At 69.2% G+C, this 16,590-nt stretch carries 13 protein-coding genes; 8 read left to right on the forward strand and 5 right to left on the reverse strand.

Features of this window, described 5'->3' with window-relative positions; all coding sequences use genetic code 11:
• Nucleotides 1-4 precede the first annotated feature (4 nt).
• Both LXT23_RS31590 and LXT23_RS31595 read left to right on the forward strand, forming a co-directional pair.
• A complete protein-coding gene (locus tag LXT23_RS31590; protein WP_253984089.1) occupies nt 5-2,731 on the forward strand; it encodes a hypothetical protein in 2,727 nt (908 codons plus the stop codon).
• Nucleotides 2,732-2,803: 72 nt separating this feature from the next.
• Nucleotides 2,804-3,562 (forward strand): hypothetical protein, encoded by a 759-nt coding sequence (locus LXT23_RS31595; protein WP_253984090.1) that lies wholly within the window; start codon nt 2,804-2,806, stop codon nt 3,560-3,562.
• Between the two features lie 28 nt (nt 3,563-3,590).
• On the opposite strand, the gene LXT23_RS31600 is transcribed toward LXT23_RS31595, so the two are convergent.
• A complete protein-coding gene (locus LXT23_RS31600) occupies nt 3,591-5,288 on the reverse strand; it encodes a hypothetical protein (RefSeq protein ID WP_253984091.1) in 1,698 nt (565 codons plus the stop codon).
• 423 nt (nt 5,289-5,711) lie between these two features.
• Between LXT23_RS31600 and LXT23_RS31605 the strand changes: the two genes are divergently transcribed.
• Nucleotides 5,712-7,844 (forward strand): M36 family metallopeptidase, encoded by a 2,133-nt coding sequence (locus LXT23_RS31605; RefSeq protein WP_253984092.1) that lies wholly within the window; start codon nt 5,712-5,714, stop codon nt 7,842-7,844.
• 120 nt (nt 7,845-7,964) lie between these two features.
• Here the strand turns inward: LXT23_RS31605 and LXT23_RS31610 are convergent, their stop codons facing one another.
• The 4 genes from LXT23_RS31610 to LXT23_RS31625 form a co-directional block, all read right to left on the reverse strand.
• Nucleotides 7,965-8,741 (reverse strand): hypothetical protein, encoded by a 777-nt coding sequence (locus tag LXT23_RS31610; protein ID WP_253984093.1) that lies wholly within the window; start codon nt 8,739-8,741, stop codon nt 7,965-7,967.
• Between the two features lie 32 nt (nt 8,742-8,773).
• Nucleotides 8,774-9,679: an AraC family transcriptional regulator gene (locus LXT23_RS31615; RefSeq protein WP_253984094.1), complete on the reverse strand. Its 906-nt coding sequence runs from the start codon at nt 9,677-9,679 to the stop codon at nt 8,774-8,776.
• Nucleotides 9,680-10,127: 448 nt separating this feature from the next.
• Nucleotides 10,128-10,949: an alpha/beta fold hydrolase gene (locus LXT23_RS31620; protein ID WP_253984095.1), complete on the reverse strand. Its 822-nt coding sequence runs from the start codon at nt 10,947-10,949 to the stop codon at nt 10,128-10,130.
• Between the two features lie 123 nt (nt 10,950-11,072).
• Nucleotides 11,073-11,705: a response regulator gene (locus LXT23_RS31625; RefSeq protein ID WP_253984096.1), complete on the reverse strand. Its 633-nt coding sequence runs from the start codon at nt 11,703-11,705 to the stop codon at nt 11,073-11,075.
• Nucleotides 11,706-11,974: 269 nt separating this feature from the next.
• Between LXT23_RS31625 and LXT23_RS31630 the strand changes: the two genes are divergently transcribed.
• The 5 genes from LXT23_RS31630 to LXT23_RS31650 all read left to right on the forward strand — a co-directional run bounded on the left by LXT23_RS31630 (nt 11,975) and on the right by LXT23_RS31650 (nt 16,573).
• Nucleotides 11,975-12,634, forward strand: a complete 660-nt coding sequence (locus LXT23_RS31630) for a hydrolase (RefSeq protein WP_253984097.1) — start codon at nt 11,975-11,977, stop codon at nt 12,632-12,634.
• Between the two features lie 79 nt (nt 12,635-12,713).
• The gene (locus LXT23_RS31635) at nt 12,714-14,579 is read left to right on the forward strand and encodes an amidohydrolase (RefSeq protein ID WP_253984098.1); all 1,866 of its coding nucleotides are present in this window, start codon (nt 12,714-12,716) and stop codon (nt 14,577-14,579) included.
• The gene (locus tag LXT23_RS31640) at nt 14,569-16,194 is read left to right on the forward strand and encodes an MFS transporter (protein ID WP_253984328.1); all 1,626 of its coding nucleotides are present in this window, start codon (nt 14,569-14,571) and stop codon (nt 16,192-16,194) included. The genes LXT23_RS31635 and LXT23_RS31640 overlap by 11 nt, the downstream gene beginning before the upstream one ends.
• Complete coding sequence (locus LXT23_RS31645) at nt 16,191-16,418, forward strand: DUF1427 family protein (RefSeq protein WP_253984099.1); 228 nt, start codon at nt 16,191-16,193, stop codon at nt 16,416-16,418. Before LXT23_RS31640 ends, LXT23_RS31645 begins: the two co-directional genes overlap by 4 nt.
• Nucleotides 16,415-16,573 carry a DUF1427 family protein gene (locus LXT23_RS31650; RefSeq protein WP_253984100.1) on the forward strand — a complete coding sequence of 53 codons (159 nt, stop codon included), beginning with the start codon at nt 16,415-16,417 and terminating at the stop codon, nt 16,571-16,573. The genes LXT23_RS31645 and LXT23_RS31650 overlap by 4 nt, the downstream gene beginning before the upstream one ends.
• The last annotated feature ends 17 nt before the right edge of the window (nt 16,574-16,590 follow it).

Below are 16,590 nucleotides of genomic sequence, written 5' to 3' on the forward strand. Positions count from 1 at the left end.
ACCCATGAGCGTCGGACCCGCGAGTGGCAGTCGGAGCAACGGCACCAGTGAGCAGGAAGCGGCACGGCGCGCCGCCGAGGAGGCACGGCGCGCGGCGGCGGAGGCCGCTCGCAGGGCCGCGGAGGCCGCTCGCAAGGCGGCAGAAGCCCAGGCCCAGCAGGCCGCGGAGGCCGCTCGCAAGGCCAACACGGCGTTCGAGGGCATGCCCCGCAACGAGCAGTTCGACAAGCGCCTGGGGGCCGAGACTCCGGCCACGTCGCTGCTCACGGAGGACGCCAGGGATGGACAGGTGAACTGCCTGGACGTTGCCGCCGACTGGGCCAACAAGGCCACCCCGGAGCTTCGTGCGCGCTCGGAGATGGTCTTCCTCGAGGACACGCGCTCCGGCACGGAGGGCGAGTCAGGCCACGTCGTCATCCGGCAGGGCGAGCAGATCCTCGATCCGACGACGAACAAGTCCTACGAGTCGATGGAGGCCTTCAAGAAGGCCGAGCCGCACTACCAGGAAGCCGGCAGCCTCTCCGCCCGACACGTCAAGAACATCCTCGACACGCCTCCAGGCTCGCCCGAGCGGGCCGAGGCCCTGGCCAGGGCCAGGGTCCCCGCCGGGTTGCAGAAGATGATGGTGGCGGATGAGAAGCCCCCGTCTTCGGCGGAACAGGCCGCCAAGGACTACGACGGTGTCATCAAGGGCCGCGCCAGCGGGGCTGAACCCAACAGCCTGTTCACCGAGCTCGTGAAGGAGAAGCAGCACGACCCCGAGTACCTCGCCCAGCTCGTCAAGTCCGCGAAGGAGGACGGCATCCTCGAGGAGCTCGTCGACCCGCGCCTCTCCAAGAGCGGCAACCCGCTCGACAGCAGCCTCTTCGACAAGAATGACAAGGGCGAGTACTCCTCCAAGGCCATTGGAGCGGGCGAGGTCCGCAAACATGTCTTGATGGCCCTCGACGCCGCGAAGGCCAAGGGCATCATCACCGACCAGGAGATTGGCGCCCTGGCCCAGAAGAGCGAGCCCTGGAAGAGCATCGTCCAGGAGATGCACCCTGGCTGGGCCGGCCCCCGGGTCGCTGGAACAGAGATTCGCAGCGCCAAGGCCCGCTTCGACGCCACGCACGCGAAGGTCCATGAGAAGCAAGAGGAGTTGCAGAGGCTCCTGTCCGGCTTCGGCACGGCGCTCACCCCGGCCCAGCAGCAGAAGCTCGTCAAGAAGTTCAAGAGCGAACCCGGGAACCAGGCCATCTTCGACGCCGAGGCCCAGGCGACCAAGGACCTGGCGGCCACGCTCGAGAAGCACAAGGAAGGCATCCTCAAGAGCGCCGCCACCAATCCCAGCGGCGCCAAGGACCTCTACAAGTCACTCCAGGCCATCGCCAACTCGGGCGCCGCCAAGACGGCCCTGGACTTCTCCATCGACATCAAGAAGGACCCGGCACTCGCGAAGGCCTTCGAGGGGTTCAAGGATTTCGACAAGGACATCACCGAGCCGGCGATTTCGAATGGAATCTCCCAGTACATCGCGGAGGACCCCAAGGACCCGAAGGGCGCCATCGCCGCGTTCCAGAAGAAGCTCGACGAGCTCGGGGGGATCAAGGGCGTCGCGGACGACATCGGCAAGCCCATGTTCGACCTCCAGGGCGGCGCGGCGAAGTTCATGCAAGGCCTCACCGACATGTCGTTGCCCCCGGAGAAGCGGCAGACCCTCCTCCAGAACCTGGCCGACGAGTTCAAGGGCCAGAGTCCCATCGCCAAGGGGCTGATGAAGGCTTCGCTCGTCGCCTGGAGCGTCCAGATTGGTGACTCGAAGCTCGACTCCAGCACGTCGGAAGCCATCTCGGAAGCCATCAAGGAGTTCACCAAGGCGGGGCAGGGCACTGCTGAGCTCTTCGCGGGGGCTGCCCAGAGCCTCGTCGACGCGGAGAAGTACTCGAAGGCCGGGAAGCTCGCCAGGTCCGCTGACTTCGTGGCCAGGATCACCCCGGGGCTCGCGCTGCTCGCGAACTCGGCTTCCGCCTGGGTCAACGCGAACAAGCTCGCCTCCGGCGAGGGCAACCCGGGCCATGCCGTCGCCCTGGCCGGGGACGTCCTCGGTATCGTGGGTGGAGCCCTGGAGGCTTTTCCGCTGACGGCGCCGGCCGGAGCCCTCGTGGGTGGCCTCGGCGCCGGCATCAACGCGGTCGGTGAGGTCGCCGCGAGCATCATCTCGGGTGAAGAGAAGTCCGCGGAGAAGGAGAAGGCGTTCAAGGACAAGCGGGCCGAGTACCTCCACTCCGTGCTGAACGACCCAGACCTGGAGCGCACCCTCCTCGACGCGGATGGAGAGGTGGTCCATAAGTTGACCCAGGACCTGAAGCTTCCCCCCAAGGACGTCCAGGCGCTCGCCAAGAAGTACCCCTCCCTCCTGTACACCAAGGAGTCCCTCGCGCAGCTCGACGGGCTGAAGAAAACCGCGGACCAGCTCAAGCTGGCACCCAGCCAGGTCGTCGACTTCCTCAACGACGTCGGCAGGGGCGCGGAGGACCCGAGCATGGCCTTGCAGGTCGTCCTCCAACGCTTCGCCCCGGGTGAGGTGAACTCGCTGAGTGAGGTGAAGACCCGGGACGCGCTCGTCGCCGGGCTGAAGCAGGCGTACAAGGAGTACGGCCCCGACGACTCGTTCCATGACAATCAGCCGGACGCCCCGAGCTTCGAGAAGGGCTACGAGAACGCCATCCGGGCCGCCGGGAAGCTCTGATTCACTCCGCGGGGGGCCGCGGGACGCAACCCGCCCCCCAGCGCGGCGCGGCGAAGCAGTAGGCTTGGGTGGATGGCAAACCACCTGGCCTGCATCGGAATCCACGCGACTGACAGGGCGTCCTTCGCACGCGTCCTGGACTCCCTGCTGGAGCACACCACGACCGCGGGCACGACGCCCGGCCATGAGCTGAAGCTGTGGTCCGACGCGTCGGGTGCCAGCTACGGCTTCGTCTTCACCCGGGAGGGCAAGGTGGAGTGCTCCACCCCGGGCTTCCGGGCGGAGTCGCGTCTGCGGGTGCGCGCCACCGGCTTCGCCGCCGACAAGAGCTGCCGCTTCTGCGACCTGCTCGAGGCCGAGGTGGTCGACTCCGAGGGCCACGTCCTCTATCCGTTCGCCACGACGCTCGCGGACCTCGTGCTGGTGCGCGAGCGCGTCCAGGCCGGCGCGGCGCTGGAGCTGGCACCGTGCGCCTTCGCCGAGTCGCTGCAGGCCTGGCCGGACAAGGAGGCCTACGAGGCTTCGCGCAAGCCGGGCAAGGCGCAGTTGGGCTCGCAGTTCTTCATCCCCAATCCCGCCGCGCTCATGAAGAAGGACGGCCCCCCTCCGCCCGTCGCGCCCCGGGCCCACTTCACCGGGCATGTCGAGGCCGCGGACGTGCGCACCAACGGCGTCACCGGCCAGCCGTTCCAGCACGCCCTCGTGCGGACCTACGGCGGTGTGTACGACGTGCTCGCGGCGGCCGACGAGAAGACACCCCGGCTGCAGCCCGGCAACATCGTCAGGGGGACCTTCTGGCTGGTGGCGCGCGTGACGGCGGGCCTGGACTGAGCGGGGGAGTGGTCACGGCCCGCTCGTGTCACTGCGCCTTCATGTCGGCAGGCGGCGTGCCACCCGCAGGCGCGGGACTGGAGGGCGCCGGGTTGACGACGCGCGGGGCGCGAGCCCGCTCCGTGCTCGCCAGCGTGTAGACCCGCTGCGTGGGACCCGGCGCGGGGACTCCGGGAGGCATGACGGGCTCGGGCTGCGGCTCGTGCCCGCGCAGGGCGATGGCCGGCAGGGACGCGGACAGCGCCCCCACGTCGAGGAAGCCGTGGAACCCCTCGTCGTCGGGCTCCTCCAGCAGCCGGATGGCGGGCACGCCCGCCGTGGGCCCCGTGACGCGGGGATCCGGGGTGATGCCCAGGATGTCGCACTCCACCGCGTTGTCCGGCGTCAGGTCACAGCCCCACCGCCGGCCCTGGGCATGACCCAGCTCCAGCACCTTCACGGCCGGGTCCGCCTGGGCCAGGTGCTTGGACATGGGGACGAAGTCGTCATTCCAGTCCGCCTCGAGACGGGTGTGCGCGTTGCCGGCCAGCACCAGGAAGACGTCGTCGGGCCGCGCGGCGCGCTGGGCCAGCAGCAGCCTGGCCATCTTCTCGTCGCGCACGCTGCCCTGGCTCATGTCCGTGTCGAAGGCCACCACGGAGACCTTGTGCCCGGCCGCGCGCATCGCTCGCATCCGGTCGATGAGGTCCATCACCGCCCGGCTGCCACGGCCGTCCTGCTGCACCTTGCGCCAGAAGTTTCCCTTGAGCAGCGCGTCCTGGTCACTCGGGCCTCCGGAGCTCGCCAGGTACGCGTCGATGCGCTGCTGCTCTGTCTGCGAGATGGAGACACCCACGGTGACGGCCAGCCCGGTAGCCCCGGCGTCGCAGGCCAGGTCGCCCACGGCGCGGGGCGCCTCCCAGGTGCCGGGCTGCTCGCCGATGAGCACCGTGGCCCCGGCGCGCAGCAGCGGCTGGAAGCCGCTCACGGTCCGGGTGCAGGCCTCTTGGGGCGGCTGCCGCCAGCGCTTGAGGTAGAAGGACGGGTCCCGGGCGAAGGTGTCATTCCGGGTGAGGGGCAGGGTGCCGGTGAGCGTCTCCAGCGCGGGACGCTGCTCGATGCGCAGCAGCAGCTGCTGCTCCAGCTTCAGGTCCCGGGTGCCGAAGGCCTGGCCCTCGGTCTCCATCCAGGGCGCCGCGTCGTTGATGACGAGGTTGCTGCCCTCGGCCCCGGCCATCGTGTCCTGCATCGGGTTGGTGGCGAGGTCGCGAGGCGCACCGCGCTGACGCAGGCGCTGCTCGAACTGCGTCATCAGCATGTGCTTCTGAACAATCTCTCCCGACTTGTCGTAGAGGACCTCGGCGTCATTGCTGAAGAAGGTCCGCTTCATCCGGAAGATGCGGATGATGGACTGCCGGTGGCCCATGGGCTCGCCGGCCACCAGGTAGCGGATGCTGTCGCCATCGCTCTTCCAGCCCCACCCGGCCCTGCCCAGCTCCGCGGTCCTCCAGGCGGTCAGCAGGTACTTGGGGTCCTCCATGGGCTGCAGCACCCAGCCCTCGTCCTTCAGGAGCTTCGTGGCCTCGGCCAGCGCCCGCTCCACCGGCAGCATGAAGATGTGCTCGTAGTGGGGCGCGGACAGCTCCTCGGGCTTGGGGGCTGCTGCGGCGGCGGGCCCCTCCGAGGGGCGCGCATTCCTCGCGCACCCCGCCGCGAGCACCCACAGCCACAGCAGGACATGACGCATGTACATTCCGCTCCTTCCACAGCCAGGTCGCGGTGGAGAACGTCCTTCTCCCAGGGGGATATCGGCACTCCGCCTTGGAGCGCGGCACAGGCGCCTCGGAGCCGCGACTCCAGCACGGAAATGGGGTGTCGAATCCCGTCTCGCTTCCGGAGCTGATGGGTGGGCCTGGACACCAGAGCACAACGACTTTGAACAATTCGCACCTGATGTGATCGAACTACTCCGCCCGCAGTCATCCAAAAGCCGCCGCGCGACGCACCTGCGGGCGCGTCGCACGGCGACAACCCGACACGCGGAGGCGACCCCGCCTTCGCGCGACACACCGCGCCCTCGGGGTTCCGGGGTGCGGTCTTCGGCTGCTGGAGCTCCACGTCATACACATCGGGAGATCGGATGCATCTGCGGAGAGCGGTTTTCGGACTCGTGGCGTCTTCGAGTGTGGTGTTCGCGGCCCCCGCGCCGAGCGATGAGCTCGCGGAGGTTCGTGCGCGGGTGTACCAGTCGGGGCGCGCCCTCACGGCCCCCTCGCGCTCCAGCGCGAGCGCGGTGGTGGCCGGGTTCCTGCGCGCGCGCGGGGGCTCCGACGCCACCGTCGGCTCCCTGCGTGCGACAGAGGCGCGGCAGGGGCTCATCACCCATGTGCGCTACGAGCAGTACGTAGGAGGCCTGCGCGTCCACGGCGCCTATGCCAAGGCGGCGGTGAACGAGCAGGGTGAGCTGATCCACCTCATCGACGGCACGTCCCAGGTGGGCGCCGTGGCCTCGGCGCGCGTGTCCGAGTCGGACGCGGTCGGCGCCGCGCTGCGCAACCTCTACCCGGAGCTGCGAGACACGCAGCCGGCCGAGCAGGCTCGCGACGGAAACACGGTCTCCTTCGCGGGGGGCGCCTTCTTCCATCGCGGCCCCACGGTCGAGCGCGTCGCCTACGCGGCGGCCAGCGGAGCGCTCCGGACGGGCTTCCTGGTCGAGACCTGGACCGCCAAGACGAACCAGCTTACGCACACGCTGGTCAGCGGCGAGGGCAGGGTGCTCTCCAGCGAGTCACGCACCGCCAACGACCGGTACAACGTCTTCACGAACGACCCGATGAAGACGCCGCAGGCCATCGTGGCCGGTCCGGGCACGGGCAACCTCGAGTCGCCCATCGGCTGGCTCAACAGCTCCGGGCTCACCACGCGGCTGATTGCCGGCAACAACGTGCGCGCCTACCTGGACGTGGACGCCAACAATGCCCCGGACTCGGGCGGCACCTCGGTGACCAACGGTGACTTCCTCACCGTCGCGAACCAGTCCGTTGCCCCGACGACCGACGCCAACCGCAATGTGACCGTGCAGAACCTGTTCTACCTGAACAATGTCATCCACGACAGGCTCTACCGCCATGGCTTCAATGAGGCAGCGCTGAACTTCCAGGAGAACAACTTCAGCAAGGGAGGCCTGGGCAGCGACTCCGTGGACGCCGAGGCGCAGGACGGCAGCGGCACCGACAACGCGAACTTCTCGACGCCGGCCGACGGCTCGAACCCGCGCATGCAGATGTACCTCTGGACCGGCGTGGGCACCCACCAGGTCTACGTGCAGACGCCGACGTCCATCGCCGGCACCTACGTGGCGCAGGGCGACGGTGAGTTCGGCCCGGCGCTCACCACCACCGGCATCTCCGGCGACATCGTGCTCGTCAACGATGGGGTGGGGACGACCTCCGACGGCTGCGAGTCCATTCCGTCGGGCTCGCTCACCGGGAAGATCGCGCTCATGGACCGGGGTGTCTGCGGCTTCTCGGTGAAGGTGAAGAACGCGCAGCTCGCGGGGGCCACGGCCGCCATTGTCGCCAACAACCAGGGCGACGGTGTGATGACGATGGGTGGCGCGGACACCACCATCACCATTCCCTCCGTCTTTGTCGGCCAGGCCACCGGTGCCACGCTTCGCTCGGTCACCGGTGTCAACGGCACCGTCCGCAAGTCGCCGGCCGCGCCGCTGCAGCGTGACTCGTCGGTGGACTCCGACATCGTCTTCCACGAGTACGGGCACGGCCTGACCTGGCGCATGATCGGCTCGATGAGCGGCCCCATCTCCGGCGCCATCGGCGAGGGCATGAGCGACGTGCTGGCCATCATCATCAACGACAACGACCGCGTCGCCGAGTACTCGGGCTCGAGCGACCTGGGCATCCGCAGCGCGCCGTACACCCACTACCCGCGCACCTACGGCGACGTGGCGGGCACCGGCGTCCACTTCGACGGCGAGGTGTACGGCGCCATCGGCTGGCAGCTGTGGCTCAACTTCCAGGCGGCGGGCGTCTCCAAGGACACGCTGCTGAACTACCTGGTCGACGGCATGAACTACACGCCGGCCGGCCCGTACTACGAGCACATGCGCGACGGCATCCTCCAGTCGGTGGCCAATGCCGGCAACGCGCACCGCTGCCTGGTGTGGGACGCGTTCGCGAAGTACGGCGTGGGCGTCGGCGCGAAGGCGACCCTCCAGCGCGTGAAGGGTGTGACGAAGCCGGTCATCACCCAGTCCTTCGCCAGGCCGTCGGACTGCCCGTAACGCCCGGCGTCCCTCGTTGAAGCCCCTGGCGGGTGCCCGGAAGAGACGGGCACCCGCCTTCTTCATGTACTACCAGATGGCTGCCAGCCCGCCGATACGTGGTGCCCTTCAGCGGGCCTGCTACCGCTCCACCCGCAGCGTGTACGTGAAGTCGATGGGGCTGCCGAAGGGCGCCAGCGCCTGCACGTTCACGACGTGCTCGCCCGGGGGAAGCAGCAGCATCAGCCACCAGCCATCCGTCACGCCCTGCTGCTCGCCGCCGGTGAGGCAGGGGTCGGGAATCTTCCCGACGAGGCTGGGGTCGGTGTCGAAGGTGAAGAGCCCGCTGGTGTGGCGGTGCCGGCGGGTGTCGACGCTCCGGCCGTTGATGGTGACGCGCAGGTCCTGCGTGCCGTTGTTGAAGTCGATGGCGCCCGTGCGCAGGAAGTCCTCGAGCGTCTGGCCCGGCGCCGGCTTGAAGTCCGGGTCGGGGCAGGGGAAGTCGTTGATGATGACCCACAGCGGCAGCAGCACGGGCTTGTGTCTCGGGACGCGGCAGGTGCGCTGGTACGTGGTGTCCAGGTCATAGGTGGGCACGAAGAAGACCGGGTCGTCCTGCAGCTCGCCGCAGTCCTGCTCCAGGAGGAGCATGGGGCTGCGGTCGGCCGGCACGCGGAAGTGCCAGCGGTACCACTCCTTCGTCCACTCGGTGATGCTGCGGCCGTGCACGCGCGCCCGAGGCGGGAGGACGACCGCCTTGTGGCCCCCCCACTGCGCTCCCAGCTCGCCTTCCTCCTGCTGCGTCTCCGCCATGGCGGAGTCCGGTTCCGCCGGCACTTGCGTGGACGTGGGCTCCTCTGCCGCGCAACCCGCGAGCAGTCCGGCGAGCACTGCCACCGCGATGAACTGGCCTCTCATGGTGAACCCTCCTGAGTGTTGAGGGCTCCAAGCTAGAGAGGCGCGGGCGCGCCGTATTGTACGTGCTTGCGCTGGGCCTCGAGCCCGGAGCGCACCGCGGCCCGGTAGGCGCCGGGCGTCACCCCCAGCGTGCGCCCGAAGTGCTTGATGAGGTGGCTCTGGTCCGTGAAGCCGGAGGCCAGCGCCACCTCGGCCATGGGCAGCGGCCCGGCCAGCAGCTCCTGGGCGCGCCGCAGCCGCAGGGCGCGCTGGTACACCTGGGGCGTCTGCCCGAGCTGCTGGTGGAACGCACGCACCAGGTGCCAGGGGCTGAGGCGGGCCGCGCGAGCCAGCTCCTCGAGCGACACGTTGCGCGTGACGTCCTCCTCCAGCAGCGCCCGCGCCCGCCGCACGCCCGGAGTGCACGCCGGAGTCCGCCGGCCCCGCCGTCCCACGCCCGCATGGCGCCGCAGCAGCGCCACCAGCAACCCGAGCAGCCGCTCCTCGCGCTCCAGCCGCGCCGCCGCGCCGTCCTTCAGGGCCTCGAAGGTGGCGGTGAAGGAGCCCAGGAGCCGCGAGTCCTCGAGCACGGGAGCGGCGAAGCCGGGCAGGGTCCCCGCCGGTGCGCCGGCCTCCTCGGCGGCGCGGGTGAGCAGCGCGGGTGGAATGTAGAGGATGCGGTAGGCCCACCCGACACCGCTGTCCGCGGCGCGGCCCTCGTGCATCTCTCCGGGGGCCACCGCCAGCAGGCTGCCCGCCGATGCCACCACCCGTTGGCCCTGCAGGTGCAATGCCTCCGCACCGGCGTCATAGGCGCACAGGGAGAAGACATCGTGGGAGTGCTTGGGGAAGGCCCACCGCGTGTACGCCGCCCGCTGCAGCTCCAGGCCGGGCACCTCCGGCGTCACCCAGAATCCGTCGGCGGGCGCCTGCTCGGCGCGTGGCTCTCTGCGTCGCATCCCTGCTCCCCTGGGAGGCAGGGCCCGCGTCCCTGTCGCGGCGCGCCCTCCCAGGCCAGCAGAACGCTCGGCGGGGCCGGACGTACCGGGGACGGCGTATCGCGAGGCCTGAACCCCGCGCCGCGAGTCACCAGCTGGAGCTGAGGAAACCCGAGCCGCTGCCCGACGACGAACCCCCATCGTCGTCGCTGCTGCTCCAGGACGAGCTGGTACTCCGGGGCCGGGCGGTCTCCCTCCGGCGACTCTCTTCTTCCTCTCGCCGCCGCCGCTCCTCCTCCTGGCGCAGGCGCTCGGCTTCGCGTCGCTCCTCCTCCTCGCGGCGACGGCGGGCCTCCTCCCGCTCGGCATCCCGGATGGCATCCTGGTGGAGCGGGTGCTGCCGCGCGTGCCCTACCGGCAGGAGGGGCTCCGAGGATGGCACGTCCCGGAGCCCCACGGCACCGTCGGCTCAGGACTTCAAGAAGGCCAGCAGGTCGGCGTTGAGCTGGTCCTTGTGCGTGCTGCCGAGACCGTGCGGCGCACCGGGATAGACCTTCAGCGTGGAGCCCTTGACGAGCTTCGCCGAGCGGTGGGCCGACGCGCCGATGGGGACGATCTGATCGTCGTCGCCATGGATGATGAGCGTCGGCACGTCGAAGCTTTCCAGATCCTTCGTCTGGTCCGTCTCGGAGAACGCCTTGATGCAGTCGATGGCGTTCTTGAAGCCGGCCTGCATTCCCGCGAGCCAGAACGCGTCGCGCACGCCCTGCGAGAGCTTGGCGCCGGGCCGGTTGGCCCCGTAGAAGGGCGTGGTGAGGTCCTTGAAGAACTGCGAGCGGTCGGCGAGGACGCCGGCCCGGATACCATCGAAGACCTCCATGGGAAGGCCCCCGGGGTTGGTCTCGGTCTTCAGCATGAGCGGCGGCACCGCCCCCACCAGCACGGCCTTGGCCACGCGCTTCGTGCCATGGCGGGCGATGTAGCGGGCGACCTCGCCGCCTCCCGTGGAGAAGCCCACCAGCACGGCCTTCTTCAGGTCCAGCGCCTCGATGAGCTCCGCGAGGTCGTCGGCGTAGGTGTCCATGTCGTTGCCGTTCCAGGGCTGGCTCGAGCGGCCGTGCCCACGGCGGTCATGCGCGATGCAGCGGTAGCCATGGGAGGCCAGGAAGAGCATCGGGTCCTCCCAATTGTCGGAGTTGAGCGGCCAGCCGTGGCTGAACACCACCGGCTGACCCGTGCCCCAGTCCTTGTAATAAATCTGCGTTGCATCCTTCGTCGTGAACGTGCCCATCGTCAGCTCCCGCTTCGGGGGTAGGTGTCGAAGCGGGCCGACGGTAGCCACCTGGACGTGCGCGCACATTCCGCTGTCGGGTGGCGGCAGGCCCCCTCTTTCGGGTGATGGCAGGTGCGGCCCTCAGATATCGATGATGCCCCGCTTCAGCGCAACCACCACCGCATGCGTCCTGTCCCTGGCTCCGAGCTTGGTCATGACGTTCTTCATGTGCGTCTTGACCGTCTCCTCGGAGATGCCCATCCGGGCGGCGACTTCCTTGTTGGAGCCGCCGACAGCAACGAGGCGCAGGACGTCACATTCCCGTGCCGTCAGCTCGTCGTCCGCCACGTGCTCGGCCATCTCGGTGGCGATGTCCGCGGCGATGCGGCGGCGGCCCGCATGCACGCTGCGGATGGTCTCCACCAGCTCCTTGCGCAACATGCTCTTGAGCAGATACCCGGAGGCGCCGGCCTTGATGGCGCGCAGCGCCTGCATGTCGCCCTTGTAGGTCGTCAAGACGATGATCCTCGCATGGGGAGACTCGGCGCGGATCGCGGTGATCGCATCGATGCCGTTCATGGAGGGCATCTGCACGTCCATCAGCGTGATGTCTGGCCGGTGCTCGCGAAAGGCCCGAACGGCCTGGTCTCCGTTCTCCGCCTCGGCGACCAGCGTCAGGTCGGGTTGTCCGGCGATCATGCTGCTGAGCCCTTCGCGTAGCAGCGGATGGTCGTCGGCAATCAGGATGCGGATGGGCGGGGTCGTGGAGCTCATGACTCAGGGCCCTCACTGGATACCCGTCATCGACGTCGTTGGCCTCCCCCGAAATGGGGAGGCCGGGCTACCTTATCCTCGATATGACCGCGCTGCACCTGTGGGTATTGGGGGCGGAAGACGTGTCATCACCCTGTCACCCCGCAGGAGCAGGTGAGCCTCCGCTCCCCCTTTCGGGTGAGCTGTTTCACGCGCTTCTGGGTGTTTTCCATCATGTCCTGGTGCTCTAGTTTGTCTGGCATAACCCCAAGCCAGACAGGAACAACGCCATGATTCCCAAAGCCACTCCCACGCCCGGACAGGGCCTGCTGTCGCCCACCGACCATGCCCTGCTCCTGGTCGATCACCAGTCGCAGATGGCCTTCGCGACACGTTCCATCGACATCGCGTTGCTGCGCAACAACACGGCGCTCATCTCCAAGGCCGCCGCCGGCTTCCGCGTGCCGACCCTGCTGACCACGGTGGCGGAGAAGAGCTTCTCGGGGCCGTTGTTCCCGGAGATCACCGAGGCGTTTCCTGGCGCGAAGGTCTACGACCGCACCACCATGAATGCCTGGGAAGACCAGCAGGTGATTGCCCAGATCAACGCGTTCGAGAGGGAGCGACTGGTGATCGCGGGGCTGTGGACCAGCGTGTGCATCGTGGGTCCCGTCCTGTCGGCGATCGACCAGGGCTTCCAGACGTACGTCATCACCGATGCCTGCGGTGATGTGTCCGACGAGGCGCACGTGCGTGCGGTGCAGCGGATGGTCCAGGCCGGTGCGGTTCCGATGACCAGCGTGCAGTATCTGCTCGAGCTGCAGCGCGACTGGGCGCGGGAGGCCACGTATGGCCTGACCACCGGCATCGCCAGGACCCACGGCGGTGGCTACGGCATCGGCATCCAGTACGCCAAGACGATGTTCGGCGCCTCCGAAGGCGGCCACTGATGGCCATGCGGCCATCGGATGTCACAGGCGATAACGATTGTTTCCGGCGCGAGCCGCCGGAAAGAAAAGGGCGGTACCGATGGCCGACTTGATCGTCAGAAACGCCCGGATCACCACGCTGGACCGGGACAACCCGTCGGCGGTGGCGTTGGCCGCCGCCGGCGGCAACCTGCTGACAGTCGGCGACGAGGCCGCGGTGATGGCACATGCCACCGCCAGCACCCGCATCATCGATGCCGGGGGCCGGCGCCTGATTCCCGGCCTCAATGACAGCCACCTCCACTTGATCCGAGGCGGCCTGAACTACAACCTGGAGCTGCGCTGGGACGGCGTGCGCACGCTGGCCGACGCGATGGCGATGCTCGAGGCGCAGGTCGCACGGACACCGGCGCCGCAGTGGGTGCGGGTGGTGGGCGGCTTCAGCGAGCACCAGTTCGCCGAGAAGCGGCTGCCGACGCTGCAGGAGCTCAATGCAGTCGCGCCGGAGATTCCGGTCTTCATCCTGCACCTGTACGACCGGGCACTCCTCAACCGCGCCGCCCTGCGTGCGGTCGGCTACTCCAAGGAGACGCCGGAGCCGCCCGGTGGGCGGTTGGAGCGGGACGCGGCTGGCAATCCCACCGGCCTGCTGCTGGCAAGACCCAATGCGCTCATCCTGTACGCGACGCTGGCGATGGGACCGAAGCTGCCGCCGGAGTTCCAGCTCAACTCCACCCGCCACTTCATGCGCGAGCTGAACCGCCTGGGCGTCACCTCGGTCATCGATGCCGGCGGAGGCTTCCAGAACTACCCGGAAGACTACGAGATCATCCAGAAGCTGCATGCCGACGGCGAGCTGACGGTGCGCATCGCCTACAACCTGTTCACCCAGAAGAAGGGCGGCGAGCTCGCGGACTTCGACACGTGGTCGCGGATGCTGAAGCCGCTCCAGGGCGACGGCATGCTGCGCCACAACGGCGCTGGCGAGATGCTGGTCTTCTCGGCGGCGGACTTCGAGGACTTTCGTGAGCCGCGCCCGGAGCTGCCGCGGGGCATGGAGGGCGAGCTGGAGGACGTGGTCCGCCTGCTGGCGCAGCGCCGCTGGCCGTTCCGCATCCATGCCACCTACGACGAGAGCATCAGCCGCGTGCTCGAGGTCTACGAGAAGGTGAACCGCGAGGTGTCCTTCGACGGACTGCACTGGTTCATCGACCACGCGGAGACCATCTCCGAGCGCAACATCGAGCGGGTGCGCGCCCTGGGCGGCGGGATCGCCATCCAGCATCGCATGGCGTACCAGGGCGAGTACTTCATGGAGCGCTACGGCGGCGCGGCGACCCGGAATACGCCGCCGGTGCGCAAGATGCTGGAGGCGGGCGTGCCGGTCGGCGCCGGCACGGATGCCACACGCGTGGCCAGCTACAACCCGTGGGTGGCGTTGTACTGGCTGGTCACCGGACGCACCGTGGGCGGACTGTCGATGTATGGCCGCGACAACCGGCTGGAGCGGGAAGAGGCGCTGCGCCTGTATACGCACGGGAGCGCCTGGTTCTCCCATGAGCAGGACCGGAAGGGCCTGCTGAAGGCGGGCCAGTATGCGGACTTCGCGCTGCTGTCCTCGGACTTCCTCAGCGTGCCGGAAGAGGCCATCCAGGACATCACCAGCGTGTTGACCGTGGTGGGGGGCAGGGTGGTGCACGGCAGCGGTGACTTCGGCCCGCTCGCCCCCGAGTTGCCCAGGCCCATGCCGGACTGGTCGCCGGTGAACGGGTTCGGTGGCTACCCGGGGGGCACCCAGGCGCGGGCCCGCGCCATGTTCGCCCAGCCGCGGCGGCATTCGCACGCACCCGGAACGTCGTGTGCCGTGCAGGGGCATGGCAGGGACCCTGCCGGGCCCCCCGCCGCGCCGGCTGGCGGCCCGCGCGACTTCTGGGGCGCATTGGGATGCCTGTGCCATGCCTTCTGAGGCTCCGGAGGCTGGCGCATGGGCACCGCTCCGCCACCCCAGCTTCCGTGCGCTCTGGCTGGCGGTCCTGACCAGCAACATTGGAACCTGGGTCCAGGATGTGGCCGCCTCCTGGTTCATGTCGGAGCGGACGGGCTCACCGCTCATGGTCGCGGCGGTGCAGTCCGCGACGACGCTGCCGGTCGTGGCGTTCGCGCTCGTCGCCGGCACGCTGGCGGACATCGTTGACCGCCGACGATACCTGCTCTGGGTGCAGCTGTGGATGCTCTTCGTGGCCACGCTGGCCGCGCTGCAGGCACATGCCGGCCGGCTCGAGGCCTGGTCCCTGCTGGCGCTGACGTTCGCGCTCGGGACGGGCGCGGCGATGGCCATGCCCGCTCAGGCCGCGACCACCGCCGACCTGGTCCCGCGCCCGATGCTGGCGCCGGCCGTGGCATTGAGCTCCATCGGTGTGAATGTCGCGCGCTCCCTCGGCCCCGCCCTGGGCGGGCTGGTCGTGGCGCGGTTCGGCGCGGCCTGGGCGTTCTCCCTGAACGCGCTGTCCTTCCTGGGCGTGCTGTTCGTCCTGTGGCGGTGGAGGCCGGAGAAATCCGTCTCGGCCCTGCCCGCCGAGTCCTTCGGCGGCGCGCTGCGCGCGGGGCTGCGCTATGCGGTGCAAGCCGGCGAGTTCCGGTCGGTGCTGCTCAAGTCGGCCTGCTTCTTCGTCTTCGCCAGTGCGTTCCCCGCGCTGCTGCCCATCGTGGTCCGGCAGCAGCTCTCCGCCGGGGCGGGCACCTATGGAATGCTGCTGGGGTTCATCGGCGCGGGTGCCATCGGGGGGGCCATTGCCTTGCCGAAGCTCCGCCAGCGGTTCGGTGCCGACGGACTGGTGCCCGCCGCGACCCTGCTCTACGCCCTCACCATGCTGGCCCTGGCGGGCCTCCGCGACCCGCGGCTCCTCTGCGTGGCGATGCTGGCCAACGGCCTGTCGTGGATCACCGTGCTGTCATCGCTGCAGACCGCCGCGCATGTCTCGGTGCCCGCCTGGGTGCGCGCCCGGGCGCTGGCGCTCTACATCATGGTCTTCTCGGCGGGCATGGCGGGGGGCAGCCTGCTCTGGGGCACGCTCGCGCAGCAAGCAGGCACCGCGATCGCGCTGACCGTGGCGGCCGTCCTGGCGGTGCTCGCTGGGGCCTTCTCGCTGCGATTCCGTCTGAGCCTGGCCATGGCGCGGGACAACACCCCGTCCGCGCATTGGCCGCAGCCGGCCGTCGCCGCGAAGCTCGACCCAGCCCGGGGGCCGGTGCTCGTGACGGTGGAGTACCTCATCGAGCCGCCGGAGCGCGAGGAGTTCCTGCGGCACATCCACCTGCTTGGAGGCGCCCGCCGACGCGACGGCGCGGTGGAGTGGGGGGGGATGGAGGACGCGGCGCGGCCAGGCCGCTTTCTCGAATATTTCGTTGTCGATTCCTGGCTGGAGCACCTCCGCCAGCATGAGCGTGTCACCCACGAGGAGCAGCGCTTGCAGGACAGGATTCGCGCCCTGCATCGCGGCGCACAGCCGCCGTCCGTGCGCCACTTCGTCGGTGCCACGCCATCAAGCTCTCACGTCGTCGCACTGGAGAACGTCCCTTGAGCTGGAAATTCTGTGTGGGCCTGCTGCTCGGTCTCGCCATCGGCCTGGGTTGCCGCTGGCTGGGCATTCCGGTACCCGCGCCGCCCGTGCTGGTCGGCGCTTCACTCGTCGTCGCCATGACGAGCGGCTATCTGCTGGCCGACCATTTCCTCGCGGCGCGCCCCGCGCGGCATCGCCACCACTGCGGCGGGCCCAGCGGTGATACCCAGGAGACGCGCACATGATGCAGCTCATGATCGGTCCCCTCCTGGCGTTGGCCATCGGTGCCGGCTGCCGCCTGCTCGACATTCCCTTGCCCGCCCCGCCGAAGCTGCAGGGTGCGCTGCTGGTGGTGGCCATGACCGTCGGCTACCTGCTCGGCGATCAGCTCCTGGGCTGAGGTGCTGACGGACGGGG

Source organism: Pyxidicoccus xibeiensis, assembly GCF_024198175.1.
Classification (GTDB): domain Bacteria; phylum Myxococcota; class Myxococcia; order Myxococcales; family Myxococcaceae; genus Myxococcus; species Myxococcus xibeiensis.

What these genes read in the sequence shown, in the direction of transcription:
- LXT23_RS31590 (WP_253984089.1), top strand. Translation starts at nt 5, where the DNA reads ATGAGCGTCGGACCCGCGAGTGGCAGTCGGAGCAACGGCACCAGTGAG.
- LXT23_RS31595 (WP_253984090.1), top strand. Translation starts at nt 2,804, where the DNA reads ATGGCAAACCACCTGGCCTGCATCGGAATCCACGCGACTGACAGGGCG.
- LXT23_RS31600 (WP_253984091.1), bottom strand. Translation starts at nt 5,288, where the DNA reads ATGCGTCATGTCCTGCTGTGGCTGTGGGTGCTCGCGGCGGGGTGCGCG.
- LXT23_RS31610 (WP_253984093.1), bottom strand. Translation starts at nt 8,741, where the DNA reads ATGAGAGGCCAGTTCATCGCGGTGGCAGTGCTCGCCGGACTGCTCGCG.
- LXT23_RS31615 (WP_253984094.1), bottom strand. Translation starts at nt 9,679, where the DNA reads ATGCGACGCAGAGAGCCACGCGCCGAGCAGGCGCCCGCCGACGGATTC.
- LXT23_RS31620 (WP_253984095.1), bottom strand. Translation starts at nt 10,949, where the DNA reads ATGGGCACGTTCACGACGAAGGATGCAACGCAGATTTATTACAAGGAC.
- LXT23_RS31625 (WP_253984096.1), bottom strand. Translation starts at nt 11,705, where the DNA reads ATGAGCTCCACGACCCCGCCCATCCGCATCCTGATTGCCGACGACCAT.
- LXT23_RS31630 (WP_253984097.1), top strand. Translation starts at nt 11,975, where the DNA reads ATGATTCCCAAAGCCACTCCCACGCCCGGACAGGGCCTGCTGTCGCCC.
- LXT23_RS31635 (WP_253984098.1), top strand. Translation starts at nt 12,714, where the DNA reads ATGGCCGACTTGATCGTCAGAAACGCCCGGATCACCACGCTGGACCGG.
- LXT23_RS31640 (WP_253984328.1), top strand. Translation starts at nt 14,569, where the DNA reads ATGCCTTCTGAGGCTCCGGAGGCTGGCGCATGGGCACCGCTCCGCCAC.
- LXT23_RS31650 (WP_253984100.1), top strand. Translation starts at nt 16,415, where the DNA reads ATGATGCAGCTCATGATCGGTCCCCTCCTGGCGTTGGCCATCGGTGCC.